Below are 22,282 nucleotides of genomic sequence, written 5' to 3' on the forward strand. Positions count from 1 at the left end.
AGGTCGGCTGGCCCTGACTATAGCAGGGGATTGCTCGGGGGCGTCCCCTGCAGCAGCTGCGCCAGACGGGCCAGCCCTTCGCCGACCCGGGCATCGGTGGCGGGTTGGCTCAGGCTCAGGCGCACCCCTTGCGGAGCGGCAAACTGACCGGCGGCGAAGTGTTCCCCGCTCGCCACGCCAACGTCAAGAGCATCGGCGGCGGCAGCAAACTGTTGGCTGCGCCAGGGCTCCGGCAGCGGTAGCCAGGCGTGCATGCTGCCCGGCTGCCAGCGGGCGGCAGGCAGCAGGTGGCGCAGCAGTTCGCCACGGCGTTTGAGGATCTCCCGCTGCTGCTCGACCAGCGGCATGATCTGGCGCTGACTGACCATTTTGCAGGCGAGCTCGATCAACAGCGGGCTCACCATCCAGCTCGACAGCCGCATGGTCTGGGCGAAGGCGCTGCGCAGGGCAGGGGGCGTCAGCACGAAGCCCACCCGCAGGCCGCCGCAGGCGATCTTGGCCAGACTGCCCAGATAGATGACCCGCTCCGGCGCCAGATTGACCAGAGGGATCACAGGTTGCTGGGGCAGCAGGCCGTTGACGTCATCCTCGATGATCAGCAGATCGTGGCGACGGGCGATGGTGACGATGGCCTCCCGCCGCGCCAGACTCATGATGGCGGTGGTGGGGTTTTGCAGGGTCGGGGTGAGGTAGAGCAGCTTGGCCCGGCGGGTGCGGCAGGCGGCGTCCAGCGCCTCGGGCAGCAGCCCCTCCTCGTCCATCGCCAGTCCCACCACCTGATTCTTCAGCTGGCGGGCATTGCCCAGCATACCGGGGTAGCTCAGCCCCTCGCACAGGATGGTCTCCCCCACGCAGCCGGTCGCCAGCAGCGCCAGCATGATGCCGTGCTGGGCGCCGTGGCTGAACAGCAGGCGATCCTCACTACAGGCCACCCCTTGCTCCGCCAGCCAGTTGACGAACTGCTGGCGCTGATCCGGTCGTCCCGCCTCCTTGTCGTAGCCGAGCAGGGCGTTGAGATCCCCGTCCGCCACTTCCCCCAGCATGGGGCGAATGATGGCCGCCCGATCCAGCTGCACCGGCAGGTTCTGCCACAGCTCGATGCGGTGCCCCTCCTCCTGACGGATCACCCACTCATTGGCAGGATCCGTGTTCGCTCCCTTGACCCAGGTGCCGTGGCCCACCCGGGCAGCCAGCAGGCCGCGCCGCTCCGCCTCGCTGTAGGCGCGGGTGACGGTGCCGACGGTGACACCCAGACGATCCGCCAGGGATCTGTGGGTAGGCAATCGGGTCTGCGGTGGCAGCTCGCCATTCGCGATCCCCTGTTCGATTGCTTTGACCAGCTTGAGGTAGAGGGGGCCATCGAAGGCCGCAAGGTCGGGCGTCCAGATTGTCATGGTGACAATAAATCCATTGATCCAAATTTGTTGTCAATATAGCGTGAATTTCAGCCTGATAACAATCAAATAGCTTGCATTGTATCGATACAATTCAGCGAGTAAGGAGTCACAATATGACGATGGAGTGGTATGTTACCCTGTTCGGTTTTGCCGTACTCACCTGCGGTACGCCGGGGCCCAACAACCTGATGCTGACGGCCTCCGGCGCCAACTTCGGGGTGCGTCGCACTCTGCCACATCTGCTCGGGGTGGGGCTGGGGCAGCCGGTGTTGCAACTGGTGCTGGCGCTGGGGCTTTATCCGCTGTTCGAGCGCTGGCCCCTGCTACGGCTCGGTTTGCAGATCTTCGGCAGCCTCTATCTGCTGTGGTTGGCGTGGCGTATCGCGGTGGCCGGGGCGCCGGGGGATCCGGCCCGGAGGGCCCGTCCGCTGACCATGCTGGAGGGGCTGGGCTTTCAGTTCCTCAATCCCAAGGCGTGGATGATGGGGATCTCCGCCATCAGTCTGTTCAGCCTGCCCGGCGCCAGTTACTGGTCGAGTCAGCTGGCGGTGATGGTCATGTTTGCGCTGGTGGCCCTGCCGGTCTGCTTTGTCTGGGTACTGTTCGGCCATCAGCTGAGTAACTGGATCAGCTCGGATCGGGGCTGGCGGCGACTCAACGGTTCTCTCGGCCTGCTGACGGCGCTCTGCGTGGTGATGCTCTGGTATTGAGCCGTGTTGCGCTGGAGGGGGAGGTGGCCTGGAAAGAGGCATTTCTGACTTGTCGCCACGGGGTTGGCTCTGCATATTAGAAGGCTTTCCCCATAACGGGCGCGTTGCATCGACAAGAGGTTGAGATGGATCTGAACTGGTTACTGCCCCTGGCGGGGTTTGCCCTGGTTACCTGCGGCACGCCGGGGCCCAACAATATGTTGCTCACCAGCGCCGGGGCGGCGCAGGGGTTTCGCCGCACGATTCCCCTGCTGGTGGGGGTGGTGGGGGGGATCAATCTGATGATCCTCGCCACCGCGCTGGGGCTTGGCGTGGTGTTCGAGAAGGTGCCGCTGCTGCACGACGGCCTCAAGATTATCGGCTCGGCCTATCTGCTCTGGCTGGCGTGGAAGGTGGCGACCGCCAGCGGCCCGACCGAGGGCAACCGGCCGCTTATTCCCGCTCATCAGGGGGCCATGCTGCAACTGCTCAACCCCAAGGCATGGATGATGGCGCTATCCGCCATCAGCGGTTTCACTCTGGCGGGGGAGGCTTACTGGCCCTCCGCGCTCTGGGTGTTGGTGATCTTCTTTATTACCGGCCTCTACACCGGGGCATTCTGGGTGCTTTTTGGTGCCCAGGTGCGGCAAATCATTCGCACCGCCCGAGGCTGGCGGCGTTTCAATCTCGGCATGGGGCTGGCGACGGCCGCCTGTGTCGGGATGATCTGGATTTAGCCTGGGGTTGCCCCGGGCCTTTACCGGCTGTCTTGTTGGCCCTGTGGGGCCTTTTTTATCTCGCTCCCGTGATCTTGCCTGCAAGGTGGCGTGGTTCTGCCCTTCCTCGGGATAAAAGGAGTTCCTATGAAATGTATCGGTCTGTTGGGTGGCATGAGCTGGGAGTCCACCGTCAGTTACTATCAGGCGCTCAACCGCGGGGTGCGGGCGCAGCTTGGCGGTTTGCACTCGGCGCGAGTGCTATTGAGCAGTGTGGATTTTGCCGAGATAGAGCGGCTGCAGCATGTTGGTGACTGGCCCGCCACCGCTCGCCTGTTGGTGGCCGAAGCTCAGGCTATCCAGGCCGGCGGCGCCGATTTCTTGCTGATCGGCACCAACACCATGCACAAGGTCGCCCCCGAGATTGAGGCCGCCATCGATATCCCGCTGCTCCATATCGCCGATGCCACCGCGGCCAAATTGCGGGCTGACGGGATCACCCGAGTCGGCCTGCTCGGCACCCGCTTCACCATGGAGCAGGATTTCTACAAGGGGCGTTTGCAGGCGCGCTTCGGGTTGACTGTGCTGGTACCCGATGAGGCAGGGCGGGAGCGGGTACACAGGATCATCTATGACGAGCTCTGTCTGGGCGAGATCCGCGAATCGTCGCGGGCCGAGTATCTGGCCATCATCGAGGCGCTGGCGGATGCTGGTGCCGAGGCGGTGATCCTCGGTTGCACCGAGATTGCCCTGCTGGTGGGCGATGCCCAGGCGGCGGTGCCGCTCTACGACACCACTGCCATCCATGCCGAGGCCGCCGTGGCACTGGCGCTCTGCTCCGATTAATTAACTGGTCAGATCTCACTATTCATGCTTGTCTCATACCCCTTGCCATAAAAGCGTGTAAAATTGCGCCCTGAATTTTCCCCGGCCAACAAGGGTTGGCTGCGGTTTCCTAGCATGCAAGGCTGACATTGTGACTGAAGTAGATAGATTCGCGGATATTCGCCCCTACCGCGATGAAGAAGTGCCGGCAGCCATCGAACGGCTGATCCAGGATGATGAATTTATCGGCGCCATCGCCAAGTATCGTTTCGGTTCCCTGATGAGCTGGCTGGGTTGGGCCATCCGCCCGATGATCCGCCTGTTCCTGCGCCGTAAATGGTCAAAAGTGACCACGGTGCATCAGGTCCAGATGGGGGTGACCCGCTATATGTCCCGCATGATCGCCACCTCCACCAAGGGGGTGACCTTCTCCGGGCTCGAACATCTGAAGAAGGAGCAGGGCTACCTGTTTGTCTCCAACCACAGAGACATCGCCATGGACCCGGCGTTCGTCAACTGGGGGTTGCACACCCACGGTTTCGATACCGTACGTATCGCCATCGGCGACAACCTGCTGCGCAAGCCCTGCGCCACCGAGCTGATGAAGCTCAACAAGAGCTTTATCGTCAAGCGTTCCGCCAAGGGGCCGCGGGAGATGATGAAAGCGCTCGGCGAGCTGTCGGCCTATATAGGTCAGTCGGTCCACGAGGGGCACTCCATCTGGATCGCCCAGAAAGAGGGGCGGGCCAAGGATGGGGATGACAAGACCGATCCGGCCATCCTCAAGATGTTTTATGTCGACGGCAAGAAGCAGAAGATCGACTTTGTCGACTACATGCGTAGCCTCAATATCGTGCCGGTCAGCATCAGCTACGAGCTGGACCCCACCGACAAGGCGAAGGCGCGCGAGCTCTACGAGAAATCGGTCAACGGCAGCTACGAGAAGGGCGAGTTCGAAGATATCGAGAGCATTGTCGCCGGTATCGTCGGCATGAAGGGGCGGGTACATGTCTCTTTCGGCGCCCCCATTACCGAGGGCTTCAGCGATCCGGACGAACTGGCCGCGCTGATCGATAAGGCTATATGGAGCAGTTACCGCCTCTTCCCCAGCAACTATCTGGCAGCAGATGTGGCTGGCAAGGCCAATACCATCGAACAGGCTGCTTTCCTGACTCGCCAGTCAGAAGTGCCACAAGAGCACAAGGCTATCTGGCGTGCCATGTACGCCAAACCGGTGGAAAACGCCGAAAAGGCTTGAATGAAGCCGGTTGCGTGAAAAAAACGGGAGCAGATGCTCCCGTTTTTGCGTCTGGTCAAAGTCGCCGGCAAAAGGGTGGTGAATAATATGGTTTCAGCTGGTACGATCACCCGGAAAATGGGGTTCACGCTCTTGGCAACCACCGGATGAGTGTGTAACAGTGCCCCAATATGCTGAATGTGAGCATTAGCTCTAATCCCTCTGCACGGATCGCCGGGGGCATTATCGAAGGACCTGTAACAGGTCCTTTTTCATTGGGCGGCAAAGATGCCGCGCAGATATACCTAACAGGAAGATGCTCGCACCATGATCACCGGTAGCCTGAACACTTTGCAGCGTACGCCGCTGCCTGCCCCGCTGGATCGCATCATGGTCGAGGTGGTCAAAAGCGTTGCCCTCTGGCGCGAGGCGCCCCTTGGCAAGAGCGAGATCGACGGCCTCAAGCTGTTCTGTCTGGTGAGCGAGGAGATGACCGAGCCGGCTGCGGATCGCCGTGGCGAGTTCCACCGCGACTATCTCGATATCCAGCTGCTGCTGGCAGGCGAAGAGTGGATCGGTGTCGGGCCTCATGAGTATGCGAATGAAGGTGCTGACCATCCCCATCCTGACCTCTGGTTTGTCGATGACGAGCAGACTACCTATCTGGCGCTGCAACCTGGCGATTTCGCCGTCTTCTGGCCGGGCGAACTGCATCGCCCGCTCTGTACCCGCAACCAGCCCGCCAAAGTGAAGAAGCTGGTGGTCAAGGTACACCGGGATCTGCTGGCCATCGCCTGAGCATCCCCATTGAAGCGAGCCCTGCGCAGCTGATGCGTCGAGACTCGCAAGCATTGAAACGAGTGATACGCACCACAAGTTGCGATGACTCTTTCAAGAGCAAGAATTGAAAAATTGGGCGCACTTTCCTGCGACCATAAGCCCCCGGCAGGGGAATCCCATCCTCTTTTTGGATGACACGACACTGTCGGCGTAAAGCCGAAGCACAGGAAGATGTAGAAAATGAGCAAGTTGGTATTGATCCTTAACTGCGGTAGCTCTTCCCTGAAATTTGCCGTAATGGACGCCGAAACAGGTGAGGACATGCTGTCCGGCCTGGCCGAATGCTTCAATCTGGATGATGCACGTATCAAATGGAAACTCCACGGGGTCAAGGGCGAAGCCATGCTGGGCGCGGGTGCCGCGCACCAGGAGGCCCTCGACCATATCGTGGGTCATATCCTGCCGCAGGATCCGACTCTTGCCGAGCAACTGGTGGCCATCGGTCACCGCATCGTACATGGTGGCGAGCAGTTCTCCCGCTCCGTGCGTATTGATGACGGCGTGATCGCCGGTATCGAAGCCGCCATTCCGTTCGCCCCGCTGCACAATCCGGCCCACCTCATCGGTATTCGCGCCGCGCTGAAAGTGTTCCCGCAGCTGTCCGAGAAAAACGTGGCCGTGTTCGACACCGCCTTCCACCAGACTCTGCCACAAGAGGCCTACCTCTATGCGCTGCCACACAAGCTCTACCGCGAACACGGCATCCGTCGTTATGGTGCCCACGGTACTTCTCACCGCTACATCGCGGAAGAAGCCGCGAAAGAGCTGGGCAAGCCGTTGAATGAACTGAACATCATCAACTGCCACCTGGGTAACGGTGCCTCTGTCTGCGCCATCAAGAACGGCGAATCCGTAGACACCTCCATGGGGCTGACTCCGCTGGAAGGTCTGGCGATGGGTACCCGCTCCGGTGATATCGATCCGGCCGTGGTCTTCTTCATGCACGACCAGCTCGGTTACAGCGTGGAGCAGATCAACCACACCCTGACCCGTGAGTCCGGTCTGCTGGGGATGACCGAAGCGAGCAGCGACTGCCGCTACGTCACCACCAACTACGCCACCGACGCCGGTGCCAAGCGTGCGCTGGATGTCTTCACCTACCGTGTGGCCAAGTATGTCGGTGCCTATGCCGCTGCGATGGACGGTCGTCTGGACGCCGTGGTCTTCACCGGCGGTATCGGTGAGAACGCCGCCATGGTGCGCGAGATGGTGCTGAACCGTCTGGCACTGTTTGGCTTCAAGGTGGACAAAGAGGCCAACAACGCCGCGGTACTGGGTGGCGAAGGTCGCATCACCACCGCCGACAGCCGTTGCGCCATGGTGATCCCGACCAACGAAGAGCTGGTCATCGCTCGCGATGCCCTGAGCCTGGTCTGCTAAGTCAGCCTCGCTTTGAAACAACGCCCGGCCTGTGCCGGGCGTTGTCATTTCAGGCATACGCCGATTTGACATGGGGGAGGGGAGCGGTACCCTGACCACCACTGTTTTTGCAGCCAGCGGGCTGCCCGGTTCGGGAGAGAGCAATGAAAGAGGCGTTTTTTAACTGGTTGTCGGGCCTTGGGGTGGAAGTGACCAGCATGATGGCGCTGGTAATCGCGCTGGGCTTTATCGTCATTACCTCCCTGTTGCTGCACATGGCGCTGCACCGCTTTCTGCTGGTGCGGCTGGTGGGGATACTTGGTAGAGCCAAGCAGGTGTGGCTACCGCCTCAATTGCAACAGCGCCTCTTTTACCGACTCGCTTTTGTCTTTCAGGGAGCCGTCTTGCTGGCTCAGGCTGAGATCTGGTTACCCCGTCAGTCGGAGAGCCTCAAGTTGATCGAAATGCTGGCTCAGCTCTGGATCCTGCTCTTTTTGCTGCTCTCTTTCTTTAGTCTGCTCGACTGCGTGTTGGCGGTGAGCCGCAATACTCGGTTGTGGCGGGACCTGCCCCTGCGTGGCATCTTTCAGGGGGCCAAGCTGGTAGGCAGCATTCTGGTGGGCATCCTGATGATCGCCTTGCTGCTTGGCAAGTCGCCGCTGTTCCTGTTCAGCGGTCTGGGTGCCATGACTGCGGTGCTGATGCTGGTGTTCAAGGACCCCATCCTCGGGCTGGTAGCAGGGATCCAGCTCTCCGCCAACCGGATGCTGAGTGTCGGTGACTGGCTGCAGATGGACAAGTATGGCGCCGATGGTGAGGTGACCGATATCGGCCTCACCACGGTCAAGGTGTCGAACTGGGACAAAACAGTCACCACTATCCCCACCTATGCCCTGATCTCCGATTCTTTCAAGAATTGGCAGGGGATGACCGAGTCGGGTGGCCGCCGTATCAAGCGCAGCATCAATATCGACATGACCAGCGTACGCTTTCTGACAGCCGATGAGCAGCGGCAGCTCAAGCAGGCACAACTGCTGGCCCCCTATCTCAGTCGCAAGGAGCAGGAGCTGAGCAGTTACAATCAGCAGCTGAGCGATGCCCTGAGCTGCCCTATCAACGGTCGTCACCTCACCAACCTCGGCACCCTGCGCGCCTATCTGGATGCCTATCTGCGTGCTCACCCCGGCATTCGCAAGGACATGACCCTGATGGTGCGCCAGCTGGCGCCCACGTCAGACGGTTTGCCGCTGGAAATTTACTGTTTTACCGCGACCACCGCATGGGCTGATTACGAAGGGATCCAAGCCGATATTTTCGACCATATCTTCGCTATCATTGAGCAATTTCATCTGCGGTTGCATCAATCTCCCACAGGTTATGATATGCGCCTCTGGCAACGGGGATAAACAGGGGGAGAGGGCGAGTCGAGGGCGTTGGATAATCCGCATATTAATCATCGACCCGTCACCACTTGTCAGTTGATATTTGGTCAGCAGAGGAGAAAAATGGCGGCCTTCTCTTCGCGCCCCTGATCTTCTGCTGATCAGCCGTCAGCTCAGAGATGTCAATTCAGTCATTATCATGGGAAAGTTATGAAGCTCCTTCGCAATAGTGTGGTAACACTCTGCTACAGCCTGCTGCTGACCGCTGCGCCGGTTTTCGCTGTTGAATATGCTCTGCCTGCGGCCAACAGCCGTCTGGTGGGGGAAAATCTGGAATATGTGGTTCCGGCCGAAGAGAATGGCCAGCCGCTGGAGGCCATTGCTGCCAAATTCCAGCTGGGGCTGACCAACATGATAGAGGCCAACCCCGATGCGGATCCCCTGTTGGTACAGACCGGCGAGAAGCTGGTGATCCCCCAGCAACTCATCCTGCCGGATGCCCCTCGTGAAGGGATTGTGCTGAACGTGGCCGAGATGCGCCTCTACTACTACCCGAAAGGCAAGAAGGTGGTAGAAGTGTTGCCCATCGGCATCGGCCAGCTCGGCACCGACACCCCGGAAAACTGGGTGACCAGCGTGCAGCGCAAGAAAGCGGGCCCGACCTGGACCCCGACTGCCAAGATGCATGCCGAATATGCCGCCCGTGGCGAGAGCCTGCCAGCGGTATGGCCGGCCGGTCCGGACAACCCCATGGGGCTGTTTGCACTCTATATCGGCAAGATGTACGCCATCCACGGCACCAATGCCAACTTCGGTATCGGTCTGCGGGTGAGTCACGGCTGTGTGCGGCTGCGTAACGACGATATCGAGTACCTGTTCAAGCGGGTTCCGGTTGGTACCCGCGTCCAGTTTGTCAACCAGCCGATCAAGGCCTCTCTCGAGCCCAACGGCGTTCGTTATCTGGAAGTGCACCAGCCGCTGTCGCGCAGTGAAGAGGAGTTTAACTCCAAGCTGCCGGCACCGCTGCCGATGACCCCGGCGGTGACCCGCTTCATTGCCCACGCCGACAGCGACTCCCAGCTGGTGAAGCAGGCGCTGGAGCAGCGCAACGGTATGCCGATAGCGATCAATCGCTAAGGGCCGATCCCCGTCATGACAAAGGGCGAACAGCATGCTGTTCGCCCTTTTTGTTTCTGCTGTGCTGACTCAGCGTCGCAGCAGATTTGCCTGTAGCTCGCTGCCGAGCTGATCGAGCAACTGATAGCGCGCCTTGTAGCTGGCGCGCTTGCGGGAGGGGATCTCCTCCAGCGTCTTGCGGGGCACCTCCAGTGGCAGGCTCATCCAGAGGTCATCCTGCACGCAGCCCTGATGCTCCTGCCACAAGCCATCGAGGTCGAACTTGACCCGATCGGCGGTGCGCTTGCTGCTCTGATAGACGTGGCTTTGGGTGCGGATCCCGAGCAGGGTGTTGCACGCCAATCCCCGGGCCAGCTCGGCAGCCATATAGACCAGCAGGGACATAGGGCGCAGCCCGCCGCATGCCTTGGTGACCTGTTTGATCTCCTCGTTCTGGCCCTTGCCCCCTTGCAGCGAGCAGATCTCGAGGGTCGGGTTCGGAGCAGGGCGCAAATTGAGAGCCATGTAATAGAGCCCCGTGTCACCCAGCTTGAGGGTCAGGCTCATCTCCCCCTCTTTGCCCATATGGGTTTGGTAATCGAGTTGCAGGGTCAGCGGTGCCATCAGCTTGTCGCTCTGCCACTGGGCCAGCAGCAGGCCGCGGCCGCTGTAGATCGCCAGTTGTTGTGCCTTGGGCAGCTGGCGAGCCAGCTGCTGGTAGTGGCCGCTGATAAGCCCCGCGCGCAGGCGCTTGCGGAGCCCCTTGTGGCGATAGGGGTGGATCGGCTTTTCCAGAATATCGGGGAAGCGGCTGATCGCTTGCGCCAGCAGCGGTTGCTCCTGCTGTTGGCGGTAGAGGGCGCGGGCGCCGGGATTGAGCCAGAGACGTCCCACATACTTGGCCCGTCTGATGAGATGGCCCGACTCCTCTACCGGATGGAGACGGCGGGCGAGGGTGCGCAGTTGCGACAGATGAGAGGACATAGGCGTGGCCCCGGTTCGTTGGATTCAGGGCGGCGAGTGTAGGAGGGGACGGGGAGGATGTAAAAAGCTCGATAGTAACAAAATGTGAAAACATAACGCTCAGTAGCGGCTGGCGCTGCGAGATGATCATCACGGCAACGGCAGGAAATCTGGCGCCATCCTCTTGATGTGGCAGATGATTTGATGCGCAAAGGTTTTTATTGTGTTTTGTGTTTGTTAAAAGTGGTTGAGCTGGCGCGAACGGCTGATTAAGCTAGGCCGGTTTTTTAGGGATGAGCCCGTCACCAGAGCGGGCAGAAAATGACACAAAACGGAGTTTTGCATGACAGCTAGCACACCCATGTTAATCACCTTCCTGGTGTATATCCTCGGAATGGTGTTGATCGGCTTCGTCGCCTATCGCGCCACCCGCAACTTTGATGACTACATTCTGGGCGGCCGCCGGATGGGGAGCTGGGTTACCGCTCTCTCCGCCGGCGCCTCCGACATGAGCGGCTGGCTGCTGATGGGGCTGCCCGGCGCCGTCTTCGTCAGCGGCATCTCCGAGAGCTGGATCGCCATCGGTCTGGTCATCGGTGCCTACCTCAACTGGCGCTGGGTAGCGGGCCGCCTGCGGGTACATACCGAGAAGAACCGCAACGCCCTGACCCTGCCGGACTACTTCACTTATCGCTTTGAAGATCACAGCAAGGTGCTGCGCATTCTCTCTGCGCTGGTGATCCTGCTCTTCTTCACCATCTATTGCGCCTCCGGCGTGGTGGCCGGTGCCCGCTTGTTCGAGAGCACCTTCGGCATGGATTACAACACCGCCCTCTGGGTCGGTGCCGCTGCCACCATCACCTACACCTTCTTCGGCGGCTTCCTCGCGGTGAGCTGGACCGACACGGTGCAGGCGACCCTGATGATCTTTGCCCTGATCCTGACCCCGGTCTTCGTCATCATCGCCGTCGGCGGGGTGGATAGCGCCATGATCGAGGTGGCCGCCAAGAGCGCCAGCAACCTCGACATGTTCAAGAATCTGGATGTGATCGCCATTGTCTCGTTGATGGCCTGGGGTCTTGGCTACTTCGGTCAGCCCCACATTCTGGCCCGCTTCATGGCGGCGGATTCCCATCACTCCATGGCCAATGCCCGCCGTATCAGCATGACCTGGATGGTGTTCTGCCTCGCAGGCGCGGTGGCCATCGGCTTCTTCGGGCTAGCCTATTTTGCCCGCTTCCCGGAAGTGGCGGCTGGAGTGACCGGCAACCCGGAGCGGGTCTTTATCGAGCTTTCCAAGATCCTGTTCAACCCCTGGATCGCCGGTGTGCTGCTCTCCGCCATTCTGGCGGCGGTGATGAGCACTCTAAGCTGCCAGCTGCTGGTCTGCTCCAGCGCCATTACCGAGGATCTCTACAAGCCCTTCCTGCGCAAGAACGCCTCCCAGCGTGAGCTGGTGTGGGTGGGTCGCCTGATGGTGCTGCTGATCGCCGTGATTGCCATCGCCGTCGCCATGAATCCGGAAAACCGGGTGCTGGGGCTGGTGAGCTACGCCTGGGCCGGTTTCGGTGCCGCCTTTGGTCCCGTGGTGCTGCTATCGGTGTTGTGGCCGCGAATGACCCGCAACGGTGCGCTGGCGGGCATGCTGGTCGGTGCCATCACCGTCATCGTCTGGAAGCAGTTCGGCTGGCTGGGGCTGTATGAGATCATCCCGGGCTTCCTGTTCGCACTGCTGGCCATCGTAGTGGGCAGTCTGCTGGGCGAAGCGCCCTCTAAAGCGATGCTGGAGCGTTTCCGTGATGCCGAGGAGGAGTACCACACCCCGGCCGAGAGCGCGGGAGAGCCGGTCGTGGTGAACTGATCCCTATTACCGCTTTCTGATTGAGAGCCCCGCCCCCGGACAAGGAGCGCCCTGGTTGGCCATCCTTGCACCGGTTTGGCGGGGCTTTGTGCTATCTGATTCACTCTTGGGCACTTTTTTATGTTCGGCCGGTGGCTCCCGGGTGCTCGCTTTCTTTTGTCTTGGCACCGAATATGGGACACTAGGCCGCCTGAAGGAGACCTAGTGCATGCGGCTATTCACCCTGATCCTGATCCTCCTGCTGGGGGGACTGCAATATGACCTCTGGCTGGGGAAGAACGGGCTATCCGATTATCAGAACCTGTCGGAGGCCATCTCGCAGCAACAGCGGGACAACCAGACTCTCAAGGATCGTAACGACCTCATTTACCGCGAGATAGATGATCTCACCTCTGGCCTCGAGGCCATCGAGGAGTTGTCGCGCAACGATCTGGGTTACATCAAGCAGGGGGAGACCTTCTACCGGATCATCCCCAAAGAGAAAGACAAAGAGACAGCGCCGGACGATGAGCCCTACGATGACTGATGCCAGCCGGGTATCCGGCCTGACGGCGATCGTCCCTGCCGCCGGTATCGGCAGCCGAATGGGGGCCGATTGCCCCAAGCAGTACCTGCAACTGGCGGGTAAAACCATTCTCGAACATACCCTGGAGCGGCTGCTCTCCCACCCGGCCATCGCCCAGGTGATCGTGGCGCTGGCGCCCCATGACCGCTGGTTCGAGGACCTGCCCGTGGCGGCCGACCCGCGCATTGTGCGGGTAGAGGGAGGCGCCGAGCGCGCCTTTTCCGTCCTCAATGGTCTCCATGTGGCGCAAGGGGAGTGGGTGCTGGTGCACGATGCGGCCCGTCCCTGTCTGACTCACGGCGATCTCGATGCGCTGATTGCCGCGGCCATGAACTGCGACGGTGCCATTCTCGGCAGTCGGGTACGCGATACCATGAAACGCTCCGATGGGGAGGGCAATATCATCGCCACCGTCGAGCGCGAGCAGCTCTGGCATGCCCTGACGCCGCAGATGTTCCCGACCCGAGCCCTGAAGCGGGCGCTGGAAGAGGGGCTACTGCTGGGCGCCACCATCACCGACGAGGCCTCCGCCATGGAGCGGGCAGGATTTGCGGTGCGGATGGTGGAGGGGCGCGCCGACAATATCAAAGTGACCCGGCCGGAAGACTTGTCGCTGGCGGGGCTGTTTTTAAGCCAGCAGGCATAAGCCCCTCAGTCAGAACAGACCGTTCAGAGCAGAGTGTCTCGAACAAACAGGCCCGAACAAGGAGTTAGCATGATCCGGATTGGACATGGTGTGGACGTACACAAAATTGATGGGGTTGGTTTCAGCATGTTGGGAGGTTGCCGCTGATGATGCGCATTGGCCATGGTTTTGATGTTCATAAATTTGGTGGTGTTGGCCCCTGCATGCTGGGTGGCGTGCCGGTTCCCTACGAGCAGGGGCTGGTTGCCCATTCTGACGGCGATGTGGTGCTGCACGCGGTGAGCGATGCCCTGCTGGGCGCCATTGGTGCCGGTGACATCGGTCGCCACTTCCCCGATACCGCTGCCGAGTTCAAGGGGATCGACAGCCGCATCCTGCTGCGGGATGTGTTTGCCAGGGTACATAAGGCGGGTTATGCCATCGGCAACCTGGATGTGACCATCATCGCCCAAGCGCCCAAAATGGCCCCCCATATCGACGCCATGTGCGCCGTGCTGGCCGCCGATCTGCAATGTGATTTGAACCGGGTGAACGTCAAGGCGACCACCACCGAAAAATTGGGTTTTACGGGGCGCAAGGAAGGGATCGCCACCGAAGCCGTCGTCCTGTTGGTGAAACAATAATGCTGGAACAACTTGCCTATCTGCACGGGGCGCCCACCGCCCGCGGTATCCTCAAGGCCGAGGCCGCCGATTTTGTGGTGAATGAGGATCTCGGCTTCGAGCCTTGTGGCGAGGGTGAACACATCTTCGTCCGGGTGCGCAAAACTGGCGAGAACACCGCCTGGGTGGCGGGTCTGCTGGCCGATGCGGCCGGGGTCAACCGCAATGCGGTGACCTGGGCTGGCCTGAAGGATCGCCACGCGGTAACCGAGCAGTGGTTCGGCATTCATCTGCCAGGCAAGGCCGAGCCGGACTTGTCGGTTATCGAGAGCGACAGCATCCAGATCCTGCAAGCCAGGCGTCACAACCGCAAATTGCGGGTAGGCTACCTCAAGGGCAACCATTTCACCCTGCGTCTCACCGGTCTGGAACAGGCCGATGGGTTGGAGGCGCGCCTGCAGGCCATCGCCACTCAGGGCGTGCCCAATTATTATGGTGAGCAGCGTTTTGGTCGCGATGGCAACAACCTGGAAGCGGCCAAGGCAATGTTTGCCGGCAAGCGGATCAAGGATCGCAACAAGCGTTCCCTCTACCTCTCTGCCGCCCGCAGCATGCTGTTCAACGCCATTGTCAGCGCCCGTATCGAGCAGGGGCTGGCTCATCAGCTGCTGGCCGGTGATTGCGTGATGCTCAAGGGCAGCCACTCCATCTTCAGCGAAGAGAGCGTGACCCCCGAGCTGGAAGCGCGTCTTGCCTCCGGCGATGTGCAGCTCACCGCGCCCCAGTGGGGCCGTGGCCGTCTGGCCAGTCAGGGCGCCGCTGCCGAGTTCGAACAGGCTGTGTTGGCTCCCTATAGCGATTGGTGTGACGGGCTGGAGAAGGCTGGGCTGGATCAGGACAGACGCCCGCTGCTGCTCAAGCCGGAGCAGATGAGCTGGCAGCTGGACGGCGAGGCGCTGACCCTCTCCTTCTTCCTGCCGGCGGGCGCGTTTGCCACCAGCGTGGTGCGCGAGTTAATGCAGGCCGAAGAGGCTGATCACGGTTTCAGGAATCAGACCGATGCGAATTCTGGTCAGTAATGATGATGGTGTGCATGCCGAGGGCATTCGTGCCCTCAGCGAGGCGCTGCGCGCCTGTGGCGAGGTCATTGTGGTGGCTCCGGATCGCAACCGCAGCGGCGCGAGTCACTCCCTGACGCTGGAAGTACCGCTGCGGGTTACCCGCATTGCAGAAAACGGCTTTAATGGGTGCGAGAGCTATGCGGTGAAAGGCACGCCGACCGACTGCGTGCATCTGGCAGTCAACGAGCTGGTACGCCCGGAGCCGGACATGGTAGTGGCCGGCATCAATCACGGCGCCAACCTGGGAGATGATGTCATCTATTCGGGGACGGTCGCCGCGGCCACCGAGGGGCGCCATCTTGGTTACCCCTCCATCGCCATCTCGTTGGTGGGCAAGACCCACTTCGCCACGGCGGCCCACTATGCGGCCCTGCTGGTGAAGGGGCTGATGAAACACCCCCTGCCTGCCGATCAGATCCTCAACGTCAACGTGCCGGACTTGCCCCTCGAACAGATCAAGGGGATCAAGACCACCCGCCTTGGCAATCGCCACCGGGCGGAGTCGGTGATCCGTACCGAGGATCCCCGTGGCCAGCCCATCTACTGGATTGGCCCTCCCGGCAGCCAGCAGGATGCCGGTGAAGGTACCGATTTTGCCGCCATCGAGCAGGGCTATGTCTCGATTACCCCTCTGACCATCGACATGACTGCCTATGACAGTCTCGCCGGTCTGGGGGCCTGGTTAGATCTGCAGGGATGAGGGTGGTGTGATAGTACAGCGCCTGTTAAATCAGCTCATTGCACAGGATATTCGCGATTTTCGCGTGCTGGCGACCATCGCGAAAGTGCCACGTCAGCTATTCGTGGACGAGGCCATGGCACACAAGGCGTGGGACAACACCGCCCTGCCCATTGGCCACGGCCAGACCATTTCGCAGCCTTATATGGTGGCGCGAATGACCGAGTTACTGATGCAAAACAATCCGGCCCATGTGCTGGAGATTGGCACTGGCTCGGGTTACCAGACGGCGATCCTCGCCCATCTGGTGGAGCATGTGTATACCGTTGAGCGGATCAAGTCGCTGCAGTTCCAGGCCCGGCGCCGGCTGCGCCAGCTCGATCTGCACAATGTCTCGGCCAAGCACGGCAACGGCTGGTTGGGGTGGCCCAACAAGGGGCCTTATGACGCCATTCTGGTGACGGCCGCGGCGAGCGAGATCCCGACGGCACTGACCGATCAACTGGCCGAAGGGGGGCGACTGGTGTTGCCTGTCGGTGACAGTCAGCAGACCCTGCAGCTGATTGAACGATCCGGCTCCCAGCTGACCAGCCGAATTCTGGAGCCGGTACGTTTTGTTCCCCTGATTGACGGAGATGTTGAGTGAAGTTGTTTTCCCGTTTGTATGTACTGGTGATGCAGTGGGCCCGCCACAAGCATGCTCCCTGGTATCTCTCCATCACCGCCTTTATCGAATCGGTATTCTGGCCGATCCCGGTGGATGTGATGCTGGCGCCGATGGCGCTCGCCAAGCCGCACAAGGCGTGGCACTACGCTACGCTGGCTACCGTATTCTCGGTGCTGGGTGCGCTGTTTGGCTATGCCCTTGGCTACGCCTTGTGGGATCCGGTGGTGCTGCCACTGGTGGAGTCTGTTGGCTATCAGGGAAAGATCGAGATCGCCCGCCACTGGTTTGAGCAGTGGGGGATCTGGGTCATTTTCATTGCCAGCTTCACCCCGATCCCCTACAAGGTGTTTACCGTGACGGCTGGGTTGTTGCAAATGGCTCTGTTGCCTTTCATCATCACCTCCCTCATCGGTCGTGGCATGCGCTTTTTCCTGGTTGCTGGCCTGATGCGCTGGGGGGGCGAGAAGATGGAACGCAAACTGATGCACTATGTAGATGTGCTCGGTTGGCTCTGTATTGGTCTGGCCGTGGTGGCCTATTTCTGGTTTAGTCGTTAAGGATCCATTATGCGTTCGCGTATTTGGCAGGGAAGCAGTGTCGTGGTGTTGTCCTGGCTGCTGCTTGCCTGCTCCTCCAGTAAAACTGCAGCTCCGGTGGATGGGGTCGGTGATGATCAGTTCGTCTCGACCATTCCGGCTCGCCATAGTGGTGCCCAGGTCAGCGCCCCTATTCAGGGCGGCAGCTATGTGGTGAAGAAGGGGGATACTCTCTACTCCATCGCTTTTAACTCCGGTAATGATGTGCCCTCACTGGCCAGCCTCAACAATATCAGCCCGCCCTACAACATCTATCCGGGGCAGCGGCTGCGCCTCGATGGCTCCAGTGCCAGTGTTGGCAGCAGCCGCAGTACGGGGACCTATCAGGTACGTCGCGGCGATACCCTGAGCAGCATCGGTCGCCAGTTTGGCATGAGTGCGCAGGCGCTGGCCCAGAGCAATAACCTGAGCGCCCCTTATGCGCTGCAACCGGGTCAGGTGCTCAATGTACAGTCCGGTGGCAACACAACCCAGATGGTGGCTGTGACTCGTCCGACAACCGTGACGCCGGTGGCCGTGAGCCGTCCGAGCAGCGGTCCGCGTCCGTTGGCCGAGCCTAGCGGATCTGGTCAGACCACGCCGTTCATCTCTCAGAAATCCGTTGCTCCGGCAGCACCGAAGGAATACGCTCAGGTCAAAGAACAAAAAACAAACAACTCCCAGTCGAGACTTGCTTGGCACTGGCCCGCAAAAGGTCGGATTGTCGAGGGGTTCTCTGTTGCAGAACAGGGTAACAAGGGGATCGACATAGCCGGCCAGAAGGGGCAACCCGTCTACGCCGCCAGCAGCGGTAAAGTGGTATACGCTGGCAGTGCTTTAAGGGGGTATGGCAAGCTGATTATCCTCAAGCATGATGATGACTATCTCTCCGCCTACGCACACAACGACGAGTTGCGGGTGAAGGAAGGGGACAGCGTCAAGGGGGGCTCGGTCATTGCCAACATGGGTAGCACGGACGCGCCGGATGTGCGATTGCATTTCGAGATCCGGTACAGAGGCAAGTCGATCAATCCGATGAGCTATTTGCCAAAGCGTTAATCCCAGAGAGACCGTCTTACTCTGGTAACGTCAGGGAGACACACCATGAGCCAAGAACAACTGGTAATGCAGGATGCAGAGTTAGAGTTTGACGCTGAACCCGAATCTCACGAGGTAGAAGAGTTGCAGGAGGTAGCCGCCGAGGCGGACGAGACTATCTCCGATGAGTTGCTGGCACCTGAGCTGAACAAGGTGATGGATGCCACGCAACTCTATCTGGGGGAGATAGGTTTCTCCCCGCTGCTCACTGCCGAAGAGGAAGTCTACTACGCCCGTCGTGCCTTGCGAGGTGACAAAGCCGCCCGCAAGCGCATGATCGAGTCCAACCTGCGACTGGTGGTGAAAATCGCCCGTCGTTACAATAACCGCGGCCTGGTGCTGCTGGATCTTATCGAAGAGGGCAACCTCGGTCTTATCCGTGCCGTCGAGAAGTTTGACCCCGAGCGCGGCTTCCGTTTCTCCACCTACGCCACCTGGTGGATCCGCCAGACCATCGAGCGGGCCATCATGAACCAGACCCGTACCATCCGTCTGCCCATTCATGTGGTCAAAGAGTTAAACGTTTACCTGCGCACTGCGCGCGAACTCTCTCACCGCCTCGATCATGAACCGACCGCCGAGGATATCGCCTTCGCGCTGGATCGTTCGGTGGATGATGTGAACCGCATGCTCAAGCTCAACGAGAAGATCACCTCGGTGGACACCCCCATCGGCGGCGATCGCGACAAGGCGCTGCTGGATGTGCTCTCCGACGAGCGCGGCATGGGGCCTGAGCTGGAGTCACAGGAAGATGATATGCGTAGCAGCATCGTGCACTGGCTGGAGGAGCTCAATCCCAAGCAGCGGGAAGTGCTGGCCCGTCGTTTCGGTCTGCTGGGTTACGAGCCCGCCACCCTCGAGGATGTGGGGGCCGAGATTGGCCTGACCCGCGAACGGGTACGTCAGATCCAGGTGGAGGGGCTGCGCCGTTTGCGGGAGATCCTGCTGAGCCAGGGGCTCTCCATCGAGGCGCTATTTCGTACCAATTAAGCCCGCACCAACGGAATGCGGCATCAGCCAGATAGCACGAGGGGAGCAACAGCTCCCCTCGTTTTTTATTGCCTGTCGTCTGGCGATGCCGATGCGGTTATACCAGCTCAGCCAGCATGGTGTCGGCGTAGGGCACCAGTGCTTCGCCATTTTTCACTTTGGCGAGATAGTCCGGGTTGGCGATAAGCGGACGACCGATAGCCACCAGATCGAAGCGGTTGGCCTCGATGGCCGCAGCGGCGCGCTCGGCGTCGTAGTTGCCCACCCCGACCAGATTGCCCTTGTAGTGGGCGCGCAGATAGTCGGAGGCGCGGCCACCAAGATAATCGAAGGTGAGGTTGTCATCAAAGATGCCGAGGTGGATATAGGCCAGCGGGCGATCGTTGAGCTTGCCCAGCAGATAGTCGAACACGGTGCGATCTTCCGGGCTGCCCGCCAGATGGACATAGGCACCCGGGGAGAGACGAATACCAACCCGATCACCGCCGATGCGGGCGCTGATGGCATCGACCACTTCCAGCGCGAAGCGGCTCATCTTTTCCGGGCTGCCACCATAGTTGTCGCTGCGCAGGTTGGTGGAGTGGTGCAGGAACTGATCGATCAGGTAGCCATTGGCACCGTGGATCTCCACCCCGTCAAAGCCCGCCTCGATGGCGTTGGCAGCGGCCTGGGCGTAATCCAGCACCAGCTGGGCGATTTCCGCCTCGGTCAGGGCACGCGGCACCTGATAGGTCAGCTCGCGCATGCGGGGCACTGTGCCCTCGTGCGCCACGGCAGAGGGGGCCAGCACTTCAGCCTGATGGAAGAAGGGGTGGGAGAGGCGACCGACGTGCCACAGCTGGGCGAAGATCTTGCCGCCCTTGGCGTGCACGGCGCTGGTCACTCTCTTCCAGCCATCGATCTGCGCCTGGGTGAAGAGGCCCGGGGTATTGGGGTAGCCCTGCGCATCGGGGCGGATGATGACGGCCTCTGAAACAATCAGGCCGATGTCGGCGCGGCGGCCGTAATAGGCAGCCATCTGTTCGGTCGGCACCAGACCTGGGCCTGCCATGCAGCGGGTGAGCGGGGCCATCATGAAACGGTTGGCCAGGGTCAGAGTGTCATTGAGTCGATACGGCTGAAACAGGGTATTCATGATAGGTTGTCCTGAACGGGTTATTCTTGAACGTGCATTCAAGACGTTTTTTGCCTCGGGCGCAAGCTTTTTTTGAATGCGCGTTCAAGAAGGTTGGCCCGAGCGGGCGGCTGGGGTAAACTTGCCGCCCTTTCCAGCCACTCTTTATCGGCGGGCCCTGTTGCCCCTTGCCGGTGAACCATTTCCCACGGGAGGAACCATGCGCATAGCCGAGTTTGATCGGGACGAGGTACTGCGAAATGCCATGGAAGCGTTTCGCGCCAAGGGATATGCCAAGACCACCATGCAGGAGCTGGTGGCCGCCACCGGCCTCCATCCGGGCAGCATCTACGGCGCCTTTGGCAACAAGCGCGGCCTGCTGCTGGCGGCGGTGGATCACTATGTCGAGGGCAAACGCACCCTGCGCCGCTCCCTGCTCGACAACCCGAGCCCGCTGGCGGGCCTTGCGGCCTATCTCGACCGGATTGTGGGGGAGGCGCTCTGCGGCTCCTGTCTGGTGACCCGCACCATGATGGAGCTGAGCGAGCAGGATGAGGAGCTGACCCAGCGGGTCAAGGGGATCTATGGCGAGCTGGAGCAGGATCTGGCCGAGTTGCTGACACAGGCGCAGGCCAAGGGTGAACTGGCCCCGGATAGCAATATCCACACCCTCACTGCCCTGCTGCTGATCAACCTGCAAGGGCTTATCACCTTCGCCCAGTGCCGCCCCGATCGCCCCCTGCTCGACGATGTAGTCGCCCAGCTGATGCGGGCCCTGCGGGCGTAACGCGATACCGCAGAAACAACAGTGGCTCCCTCGGGAGCCACTGTTGTTTGCGGGAGGGTTACCTCGGCCCCACCAGCTCTTTCATCAAATCTTTCAGCCATACCAGCGCCGGTTGCTGGGCATGCACGGGGTGCCAGACGCAGTTGAGGTGGTAGTCGGGCACGTCCTCGGGTAGCGGCAGGCTTTTCAGCGGCCAGTGGGTGGCGAGCAGCTCGGCCACCATGCTGGGCAGCACCAGCAGGTGATCGCTCTGGCTGACGATGGCGGCGGCGGACATATAACTCTGGCTGTTGACCGAGATGGTGCGGCTAAAGCCCTGACTTTTCAGATAGCGGTCGAGGCTCGCCTCCGAGGTGCCAAGGGGCGAGTGGAACACATGGGGCATGGCGATGAGCTGCTGCAGGGTGATGCGCTCCTGCCATTGGGAGGGATCATCCTCGGCACCGGCGGGGGCCGATTTGGCAATGGGCAGATCGGCACGCACCAGCCCGGCCAGCGGCTCGGTGAGCCAGGTCTCCTTGCCGAGATACCCCGGCACCTGCATGTACTCGTCAAAGCCCAGCACCAGATCTATCTCGCCACTTGCCAGCTCGGCTTCGGGCAGGGTGTCGCGCAGGATGCGGATCTCGATGGTGACCCCCGGCGCTAGCCGTCTGAGCCGCTGAATAAGCGGCGGGATCAGCACGCACTCCACGTAATCTGTGGTGCAGAGCACGAAGCGCCGCTTCGACTGGCTCGGCTCGAACTCTTCTTCCTCGGTGAGCTGCTGCTCCAGCAGCCGCAGCGCCTGTTGCACCCCGAGATGCAGCCGCTGGGCGCGCGGGGTCGGCAGCATCCCCTGCGGGGTGCGCACCAGGAGCGGGTCGCCGAGAAAGGTGCGCAGCCGGTTAAGGGAGTGGCTCATGGCGGGCTGGCTGATAAAGAGCGCCTCGGCGGCGCGGGTGACGCTGCCCTGCGTCATCAGGGCGTCAAACGCGAGCAGCAGATTGAGGTCGAGCTGGTGCAGTTTCATGGGGGGATTATTCGCCGTGTTTATGGGACAATCCATCCTAT

Annotated in this window: 23 protein-coding genes; 19 read left to right on the forward strand and 4 right to left on the reverse strand. The window is 60.8% G+C overall.

Annotation, left to right across the window (positions count from 1 at the left end; genetic code table 11):
• Window positions 1-17: 17 nt before the first annotated feature.
• Window positions 18-1,394 carry a PLP-dependent aminotransferase family protein gene (locus tag G5367_RS16175; RefSeq protein WP_421206958.1) on the reverse strand — a complete coding sequence of 459 codons (1,377 nt, stop codon included), beginning with the start codon at window positions 1,392-1,394 and terminating at the stop codon, window positions 18-20.
• A 116-nt stretch (window positions 1,395-1,510) separates the two neighbouring features.
• Here G5367_RS16175 and G5367_RS16180 point away from each other — a divergent pair, with 116 nt between their 5' ends.
• From G5367_RS16180 to G5367_RS16215, 8 genes are all read left to right on the forward strand, one after another.
• The gene (locus G5367_RS16180; protein ID WP_040068356.1) at window positions 1,511-2,107 is read left to right on the forward strand and encodes a LysE family translocator; all 597 of its coding nucleotides are present in this window, start codon (window positions 1,511-1,513) and stop codon (window positions 2,105-2,107) included.
• A 125-nt stretch (window positions 2,108-2,232) separates the two neighbouring features.
• On the forward strand, window positions 2,233-2,823 hold the full coding sequence (locus tag G5367_RS16185) for a LysE family translocator (RefSeq protein ID WP_288728239.1): 591 nt from the start codon (window positions 2,233-2,235) through the stop codon (window positions 2,821-2,823).
• A gap of 126 nt (window positions 2,824-2,949) precedes the next feature.
• Window positions 2,950-3,648, forward strand: a complete 699-nt coding sequence (locus G5367_RS16190) for an aspartate/glutamate racemase family protein (protein ID WP_421270489.1) — start codon at window positions 2,950-2,952, stop codon at window positions 3,646-3,648.
• A 130-nt stretch (window positions 3,649-3,778) separates the two neighbouring features.
• A complete protein-coding gene (locus G5367_RS16195; RefSeq protein ID WP_216979439.1) occupies window positions 3,779-4,885 on the forward strand; it encodes a 1-acyl-sn-glycerol-3-phosphate acyltransferase in 1,107 nt (368 codons plus the stop codon).
• Window positions 4,886-5,191: 306 nt separating this feature from the next.
• The gene (locus G5367_RS16200; RefSeq protein WP_156853540.1) at window positions 5,192-5,662 is read left to right on the forward strand and encodes a YhcH/YjgK/YiaL family protein; all 471 of its coding nucleotides are present in this window, start codon (window positions 5,192-5,194) and stop codon (window positions 5,660-5,662) included.
• A 222-nt stretch (window positions 5,663-5,884) separates the two neighbouring features.
• Window positions 5,885-7,084: an acetate kinase gene (locus G5367_RS16205; RefSeq protein WP_005354534.1), complete on the forward strand. Its 1,200-nt coding sequence runs from the start codon at window positions 5,885-5,887 to the stop codon at window positions 7,082-7,084.
• Window positions 7,085-7,227: 143 nt separating this feature from the next.
• Window positions 7,228-8,469, forward strand: a complete 1,242-nt coding sequence (locus tag G5367_RS16210) for a mechanosensitive ion channel family protein (RefSeq protein ID WP_421244542.1) — start codon at window positions 7,228-7,230, stop codon at window positions 8,467-8,469.
• Window positions 8,470-8,655: 186 nt separating this feature from the next.
• The gene (locus tag G5367_RS16215) at window positions 8,656-9,582 is read left to right on the forward strand and encodes a L,D-transpeptidase family protein (protein WP_421244541.1); all 927 of its coding nucleotides are present in this window, start codon (window positions 8,656-8,658) and stop codon (window positions 9,580-9,582) included.
• A 69-nt stretch (window positions 9,583-9,651) separates the two neighbouring features.
• On the opposite strand, the gene G5367_RS16220 is transcribed toward G5367_RS16215, so the two are convergent.
• The gene (locus G5367_RS16220; protein WP_421244540.1) at window positions 9,652-10,545 is read right to left on the reverse strand and encodes a VirK/YbjX family protein; all 894 of its coding nucleotides are present in this window, start codon (window positions 10,543-10,545) and stop codon (window positions 9,652-9,654) included.
• Window positions 10,546-10,867: 322 nt separating this feature from the next.
• Here G5367_RS16220 and putP point away from each other — a divergent pair, with 322 nt between their 5' ends.
• From putP to rpoS, 10 genes are all read left to right on the forward strand, one after another.
• Window positions 10,868-12,385, forward strand: coding sequence for a sodium/proline symporter PutP (gene putP / locus G5367_RS16225; RefSeq protein WP_421244539.1), 1,518 nt, complete (start codon window positions 10,868-10,870; stop codon window positions 12,383-12,385).
• 208 nt (window positions 12,386-12,593) lie between these two features.
• Entirely contained in the window at window positions 12,594-12,911 is a 318-nt protein-coding gene (ftsB, locus tag G5367_RS16230) for a cell division protein FtsB (protein ID WP_005335520.1), read from the forward strand.
• Window positions 12,904-13,596 carry a 2-C-methyl-D-erythritol 4-phosphate cytidylyltransferase gene (gene ispD, locus G5367_RS16235; RefSeq protein WP_270905578.1) on the forward strand — a complete coding sequence of 231 codons (693 nt, stop codon included), beginning with the start codon at window positions 12,904-12,906 and terminating at the stop codon, window positions 13,594-13,596. The genes ftsB and ispD overlap by 8 nt, the downstream gene beginning before the upstream one ends.
• Window positions 13,597-13,742: 146 nt before the next feature.
• Window positions 13,743-14,219: a 2-C-methyl-D-erythritol 2,4-cyclodiphosphate synthase gene (ispF, locus tag G5367_RS16240; RefSeq protein WP_270905577.1), complete on the forward strand. Its 477-nt coding sequence runs from the start codon at window positions 13,743-13,745 to the stop codon at window positions 14,217-14,219.
• The gene (gene truD, locus G5367_RS16245) at window positions 14,219-15,277 is read left to right on the forward strand and encodes a tRNA pseudouridine(13) synthase TruD (RefSeq protein WP_005335517.1); all 1,059 of its coding nucleotides are present in this window, start codon (window positions 14,219-14,221) and stop codon (window positions 15,275-15,277) included. Before ispF ends, truD begins: the two co-directional genes overlap by 1 nt.
• Window positions 15,258-16,019, forward strand: coding sequence for a 5'/3'-nucleotidase SurE (gene surE, locus G5367_RS16250; protein ID WP_201934041.1), 762 nt, complete (start codon window positions 15,258-15,260; stop codon window positions 16,017-16,019). The genes truD and surE overlap by 20 nt, the downstream gene beginning before the upstream one ends.
• A gap of 7 nt (window positions 16,020-16,026) precedes the next feature.
• Window positions 16,027-16,644: a protein-L-isoaspartate(D-aspartate) O-methyltransferase gene (locus G5367_RS16255; RefSeq protein ID WP_005335507.1), complete on the forward strand. Its 618-nt coding sequence runs from the start codon at window positions 16,027-16,029 to the stop codon at window positions 16,642-16,644.
• A complete protein-coding gene (locus G5367_RS16260) occupies window positions 16,641-17,222 on the forward strand; it encodes a YqaA family protein (RefSeq protein WP_216979432.1) in 582 nt (193 codons plus the stop codon). Before G5367_RS16255 ends, G5367_RS16260 begins: the two co-directional genes overlap by 4 nt.
• 9 nt (window positions 17,223-17,231) lie before the next feature.
• A complete protein-coding gene (locus G5367_RS16265) occupies window positions 17,232-18,299 on the forward strand; it encodes a LysM peptidoglycan-binding domain-containing protein (RefSeq protein ID WP_216979431.1) in 1,068 nt (355 codons plus the stop codon).
• Window positions 18,300-18,344: 45 nt separating this feature from the next.
• On the forward strand, window positions 18,345-19,328 hold the full coding sequence (gene rpoS, locus G5367_RS16270) for an RNA polymerase sigma factor RpoS (protein ID WP_005335504.1): 984 nt from the start codon (window positions 18,345-18,347) through the stop codon (window positions 19,326-19,328).
• A gap of 97 nt (window positions 19,329-19,425) precedes the next feature.
• Here rpoS and G5367_RS16275 read toward each other — a convergent pair whose 3' ends face one another.
• Window positions 19,426-20,463, reverse strand: coding sequence for an alkene reductase (locus tag G5367_RS16275; RefSeq protein ID WP_421244538.1), 1,038 nt, complete (start codon window positions 20,461-20,463; stop codon window positions 19,426-19,428).
• A gap of 199 nt (window positions 20,464-20,662) precedes the next feature.
• Between G5367_RS16275 and G5367_RS16280 the strand changes: the two genes are divergently transcribed.
• Entirely contained in the window at window positions 20,663-21,229 is a 567-nt protein-coding gene (locus tag G5367_RS16280; RefSeq protein WP_021229505.1) for a TetR/AcrR family transcriptional regulator, read from the forward strand.
• Between the two features lie 58 nt (window positions 21,230-21,287).
• Here the strand turns inward: G5367_RS16280 and G5367_RS16285 are convergent, their stop codons facing one another.
• Entirely contained in the window at window positions 21,288-22,241 is a 954-nt protein-coding gene (locus G5367_RS16285) for a LysR family transcriptional regulator (protein WP_033115874.1), read from the reverse strand.
• Window positions 22,242-22,282: the final 41 nt, after the last annotated feature.

This window comes from Aeromonas sp. 604282 (assembly GCF_049170575.1).
In the GTDB taxonomy this organism is placed as follows: Bacteria; Pseudomonadota; Gammaproteobacteria; order Enterobacterales; family Aeromonadaceae; genus Aeromonas; species Aeromonas veronii_A.

What these genes read in the sequence shown, in the direction of transcription:
- putP (WP_421244539.1), top strand. Translation starts at nt 10,868, where the DNA reads ATGACAGCTAGCACACCCATGTTAATCACCTTCCTGGTGTATATCCTC.
- G5367_RS16285 (WP_033115874.1), bottom strand. Translation starts at nt 22,241, where the DNA reads ATGAAACTGCACCAGCTCGACCTCAATCTGCTGCTCGCGTTTGACGCC.
- truD (WP_005335517.1), top strand. Translation starts at nt 14,219, where the DNA reads ATGCTGGAACAACTTGCCTATCTGCACGGGGCGCCCACCGCCCGCGGT.
- G5367_RS16205 (WP_005354534.1), top strand. Translation starts at nt 5,885, where the DNA reads ATGAGCAAGTTGGTATTGATCCTTAACTGCGGTAGCTCTTCCCTGAAA.
- ispD (WP_270905578.1), top strand. Translation starts at nt 12,904, where the DNA reads ATGACTGATGCCAGCCGGGTATCCGGCCTGACGGCGATCGTCCCTGCC.
- G5367_RS16180 (WP_040068356.1), top strand. Translation starts at nt 1,511, where the DNA reads ATGACGATGGAGTGGTATGTTACCCTGTTCGGTTTTGCCGTACTCACC.
- G5367_RS16190 (WP_421270489.1), top strand. Translation starts at nt 2,950, where the DNA reads ATGAAATGTATCGGTCTGTTGGGTGGCATGAGCTGGGAGTCCACCGTC.
- G5367_RS16215 (WP_421244541.1), top strand. Translation starts at nt 8,656, where the DNA reads ATGAAGCTCCTTCGCAATAGTGTGGTAACACTCTGCTACAGCCTGCTG.
- surE (WP_201934041.1), top strand. Translation starts at nt 15,258, where the DNA reads ATGCGAATTCTGGTCAGTAATGATGATGGTGTGCATGCCGAGGGCATT.
- G5367_RS16220 (WP_421244540.1), bottom strand. Translation starts at nt 10,545, where the DNA reads ATGTCCTCTCATCTGTCGCAACTGCGCACCCTCGCCCGCCGTCTCCAT.
- ftsB (WP_005335520.1), top strand. Translation starts at nt 12,594, where the DNA reads ATGCGGCTATTCACCCTGATCCTGATCCTCCTGCTGGGGGGACTGCAA.
- G5367_RS16265 (WP_216979431.1), top strand. Translation starts at nt 17,232, where the DNA reads ATGCGTTCGCGTATTTGGCAGGGAAGCAGTGTCGTGGTGTTGTCCTGG.
- G5367_RS16275 (WP_421244538.1), bottom strand. Translation starts at nt 20,463, where the DNA reads ATGAATACCCTGTTTCAGCCGTATCGACTCAATGACACTCTGACCCTG.
- rpoS (WP_005335504.1), top strand. Translation starts at nt 18,345, where the DNA reads ATGAGCCAAGAACAACTGGTAATGCAGGATGCAGAGTTAGAGTTTGAC.
- G5367_RS16175 (WP_421206958.1), bottom strand. Translation starts at nt 1,394, where the DNA reads ATGACAATCTGGACGCCCGACCTTGCGGCCTTCGATGGCCCCCTCTAC.
- G5367_RS16210 (WP_421244542.1), top strand. Translation starts at nt 7,228, where the DNA reads ATGAAAGAGGCGTTTTTTAACTGGTTGTCGGGCCTTGGGGTGGAAGTG.
- G5367_RS16200 (WP_156853540.1), top strand. Translation starts at nt 5,192, where the DNA reads ATGATCACCGGTAGCCTGAACACTTTGCAGCGTACGCCGCTGCCTGCC.
- G5367_RS16280 (WP_021229505.1), top strand. Translation starts at nt 20,663, where the DNA reads ATGCGCATAGCCGAGTTTGATCGGGACGAGGTACTGCGAAATGCCATG.
- ispF (WP_270905577.1), top strand. Translation starts at nt 13,743, where the DNA reads ATGATGCGCATTGGCCATGGTTTTGATGTTCATAAATTTGGTGGTGTT.
- G5367_RS16185 (WP_288728239.1), top strand. Translation starts at nt 2,233, where the DNA reads ATGGATCTGAACTGGTTACTGCCCCTGGCGGGGTTTGCCCTGGTTACC.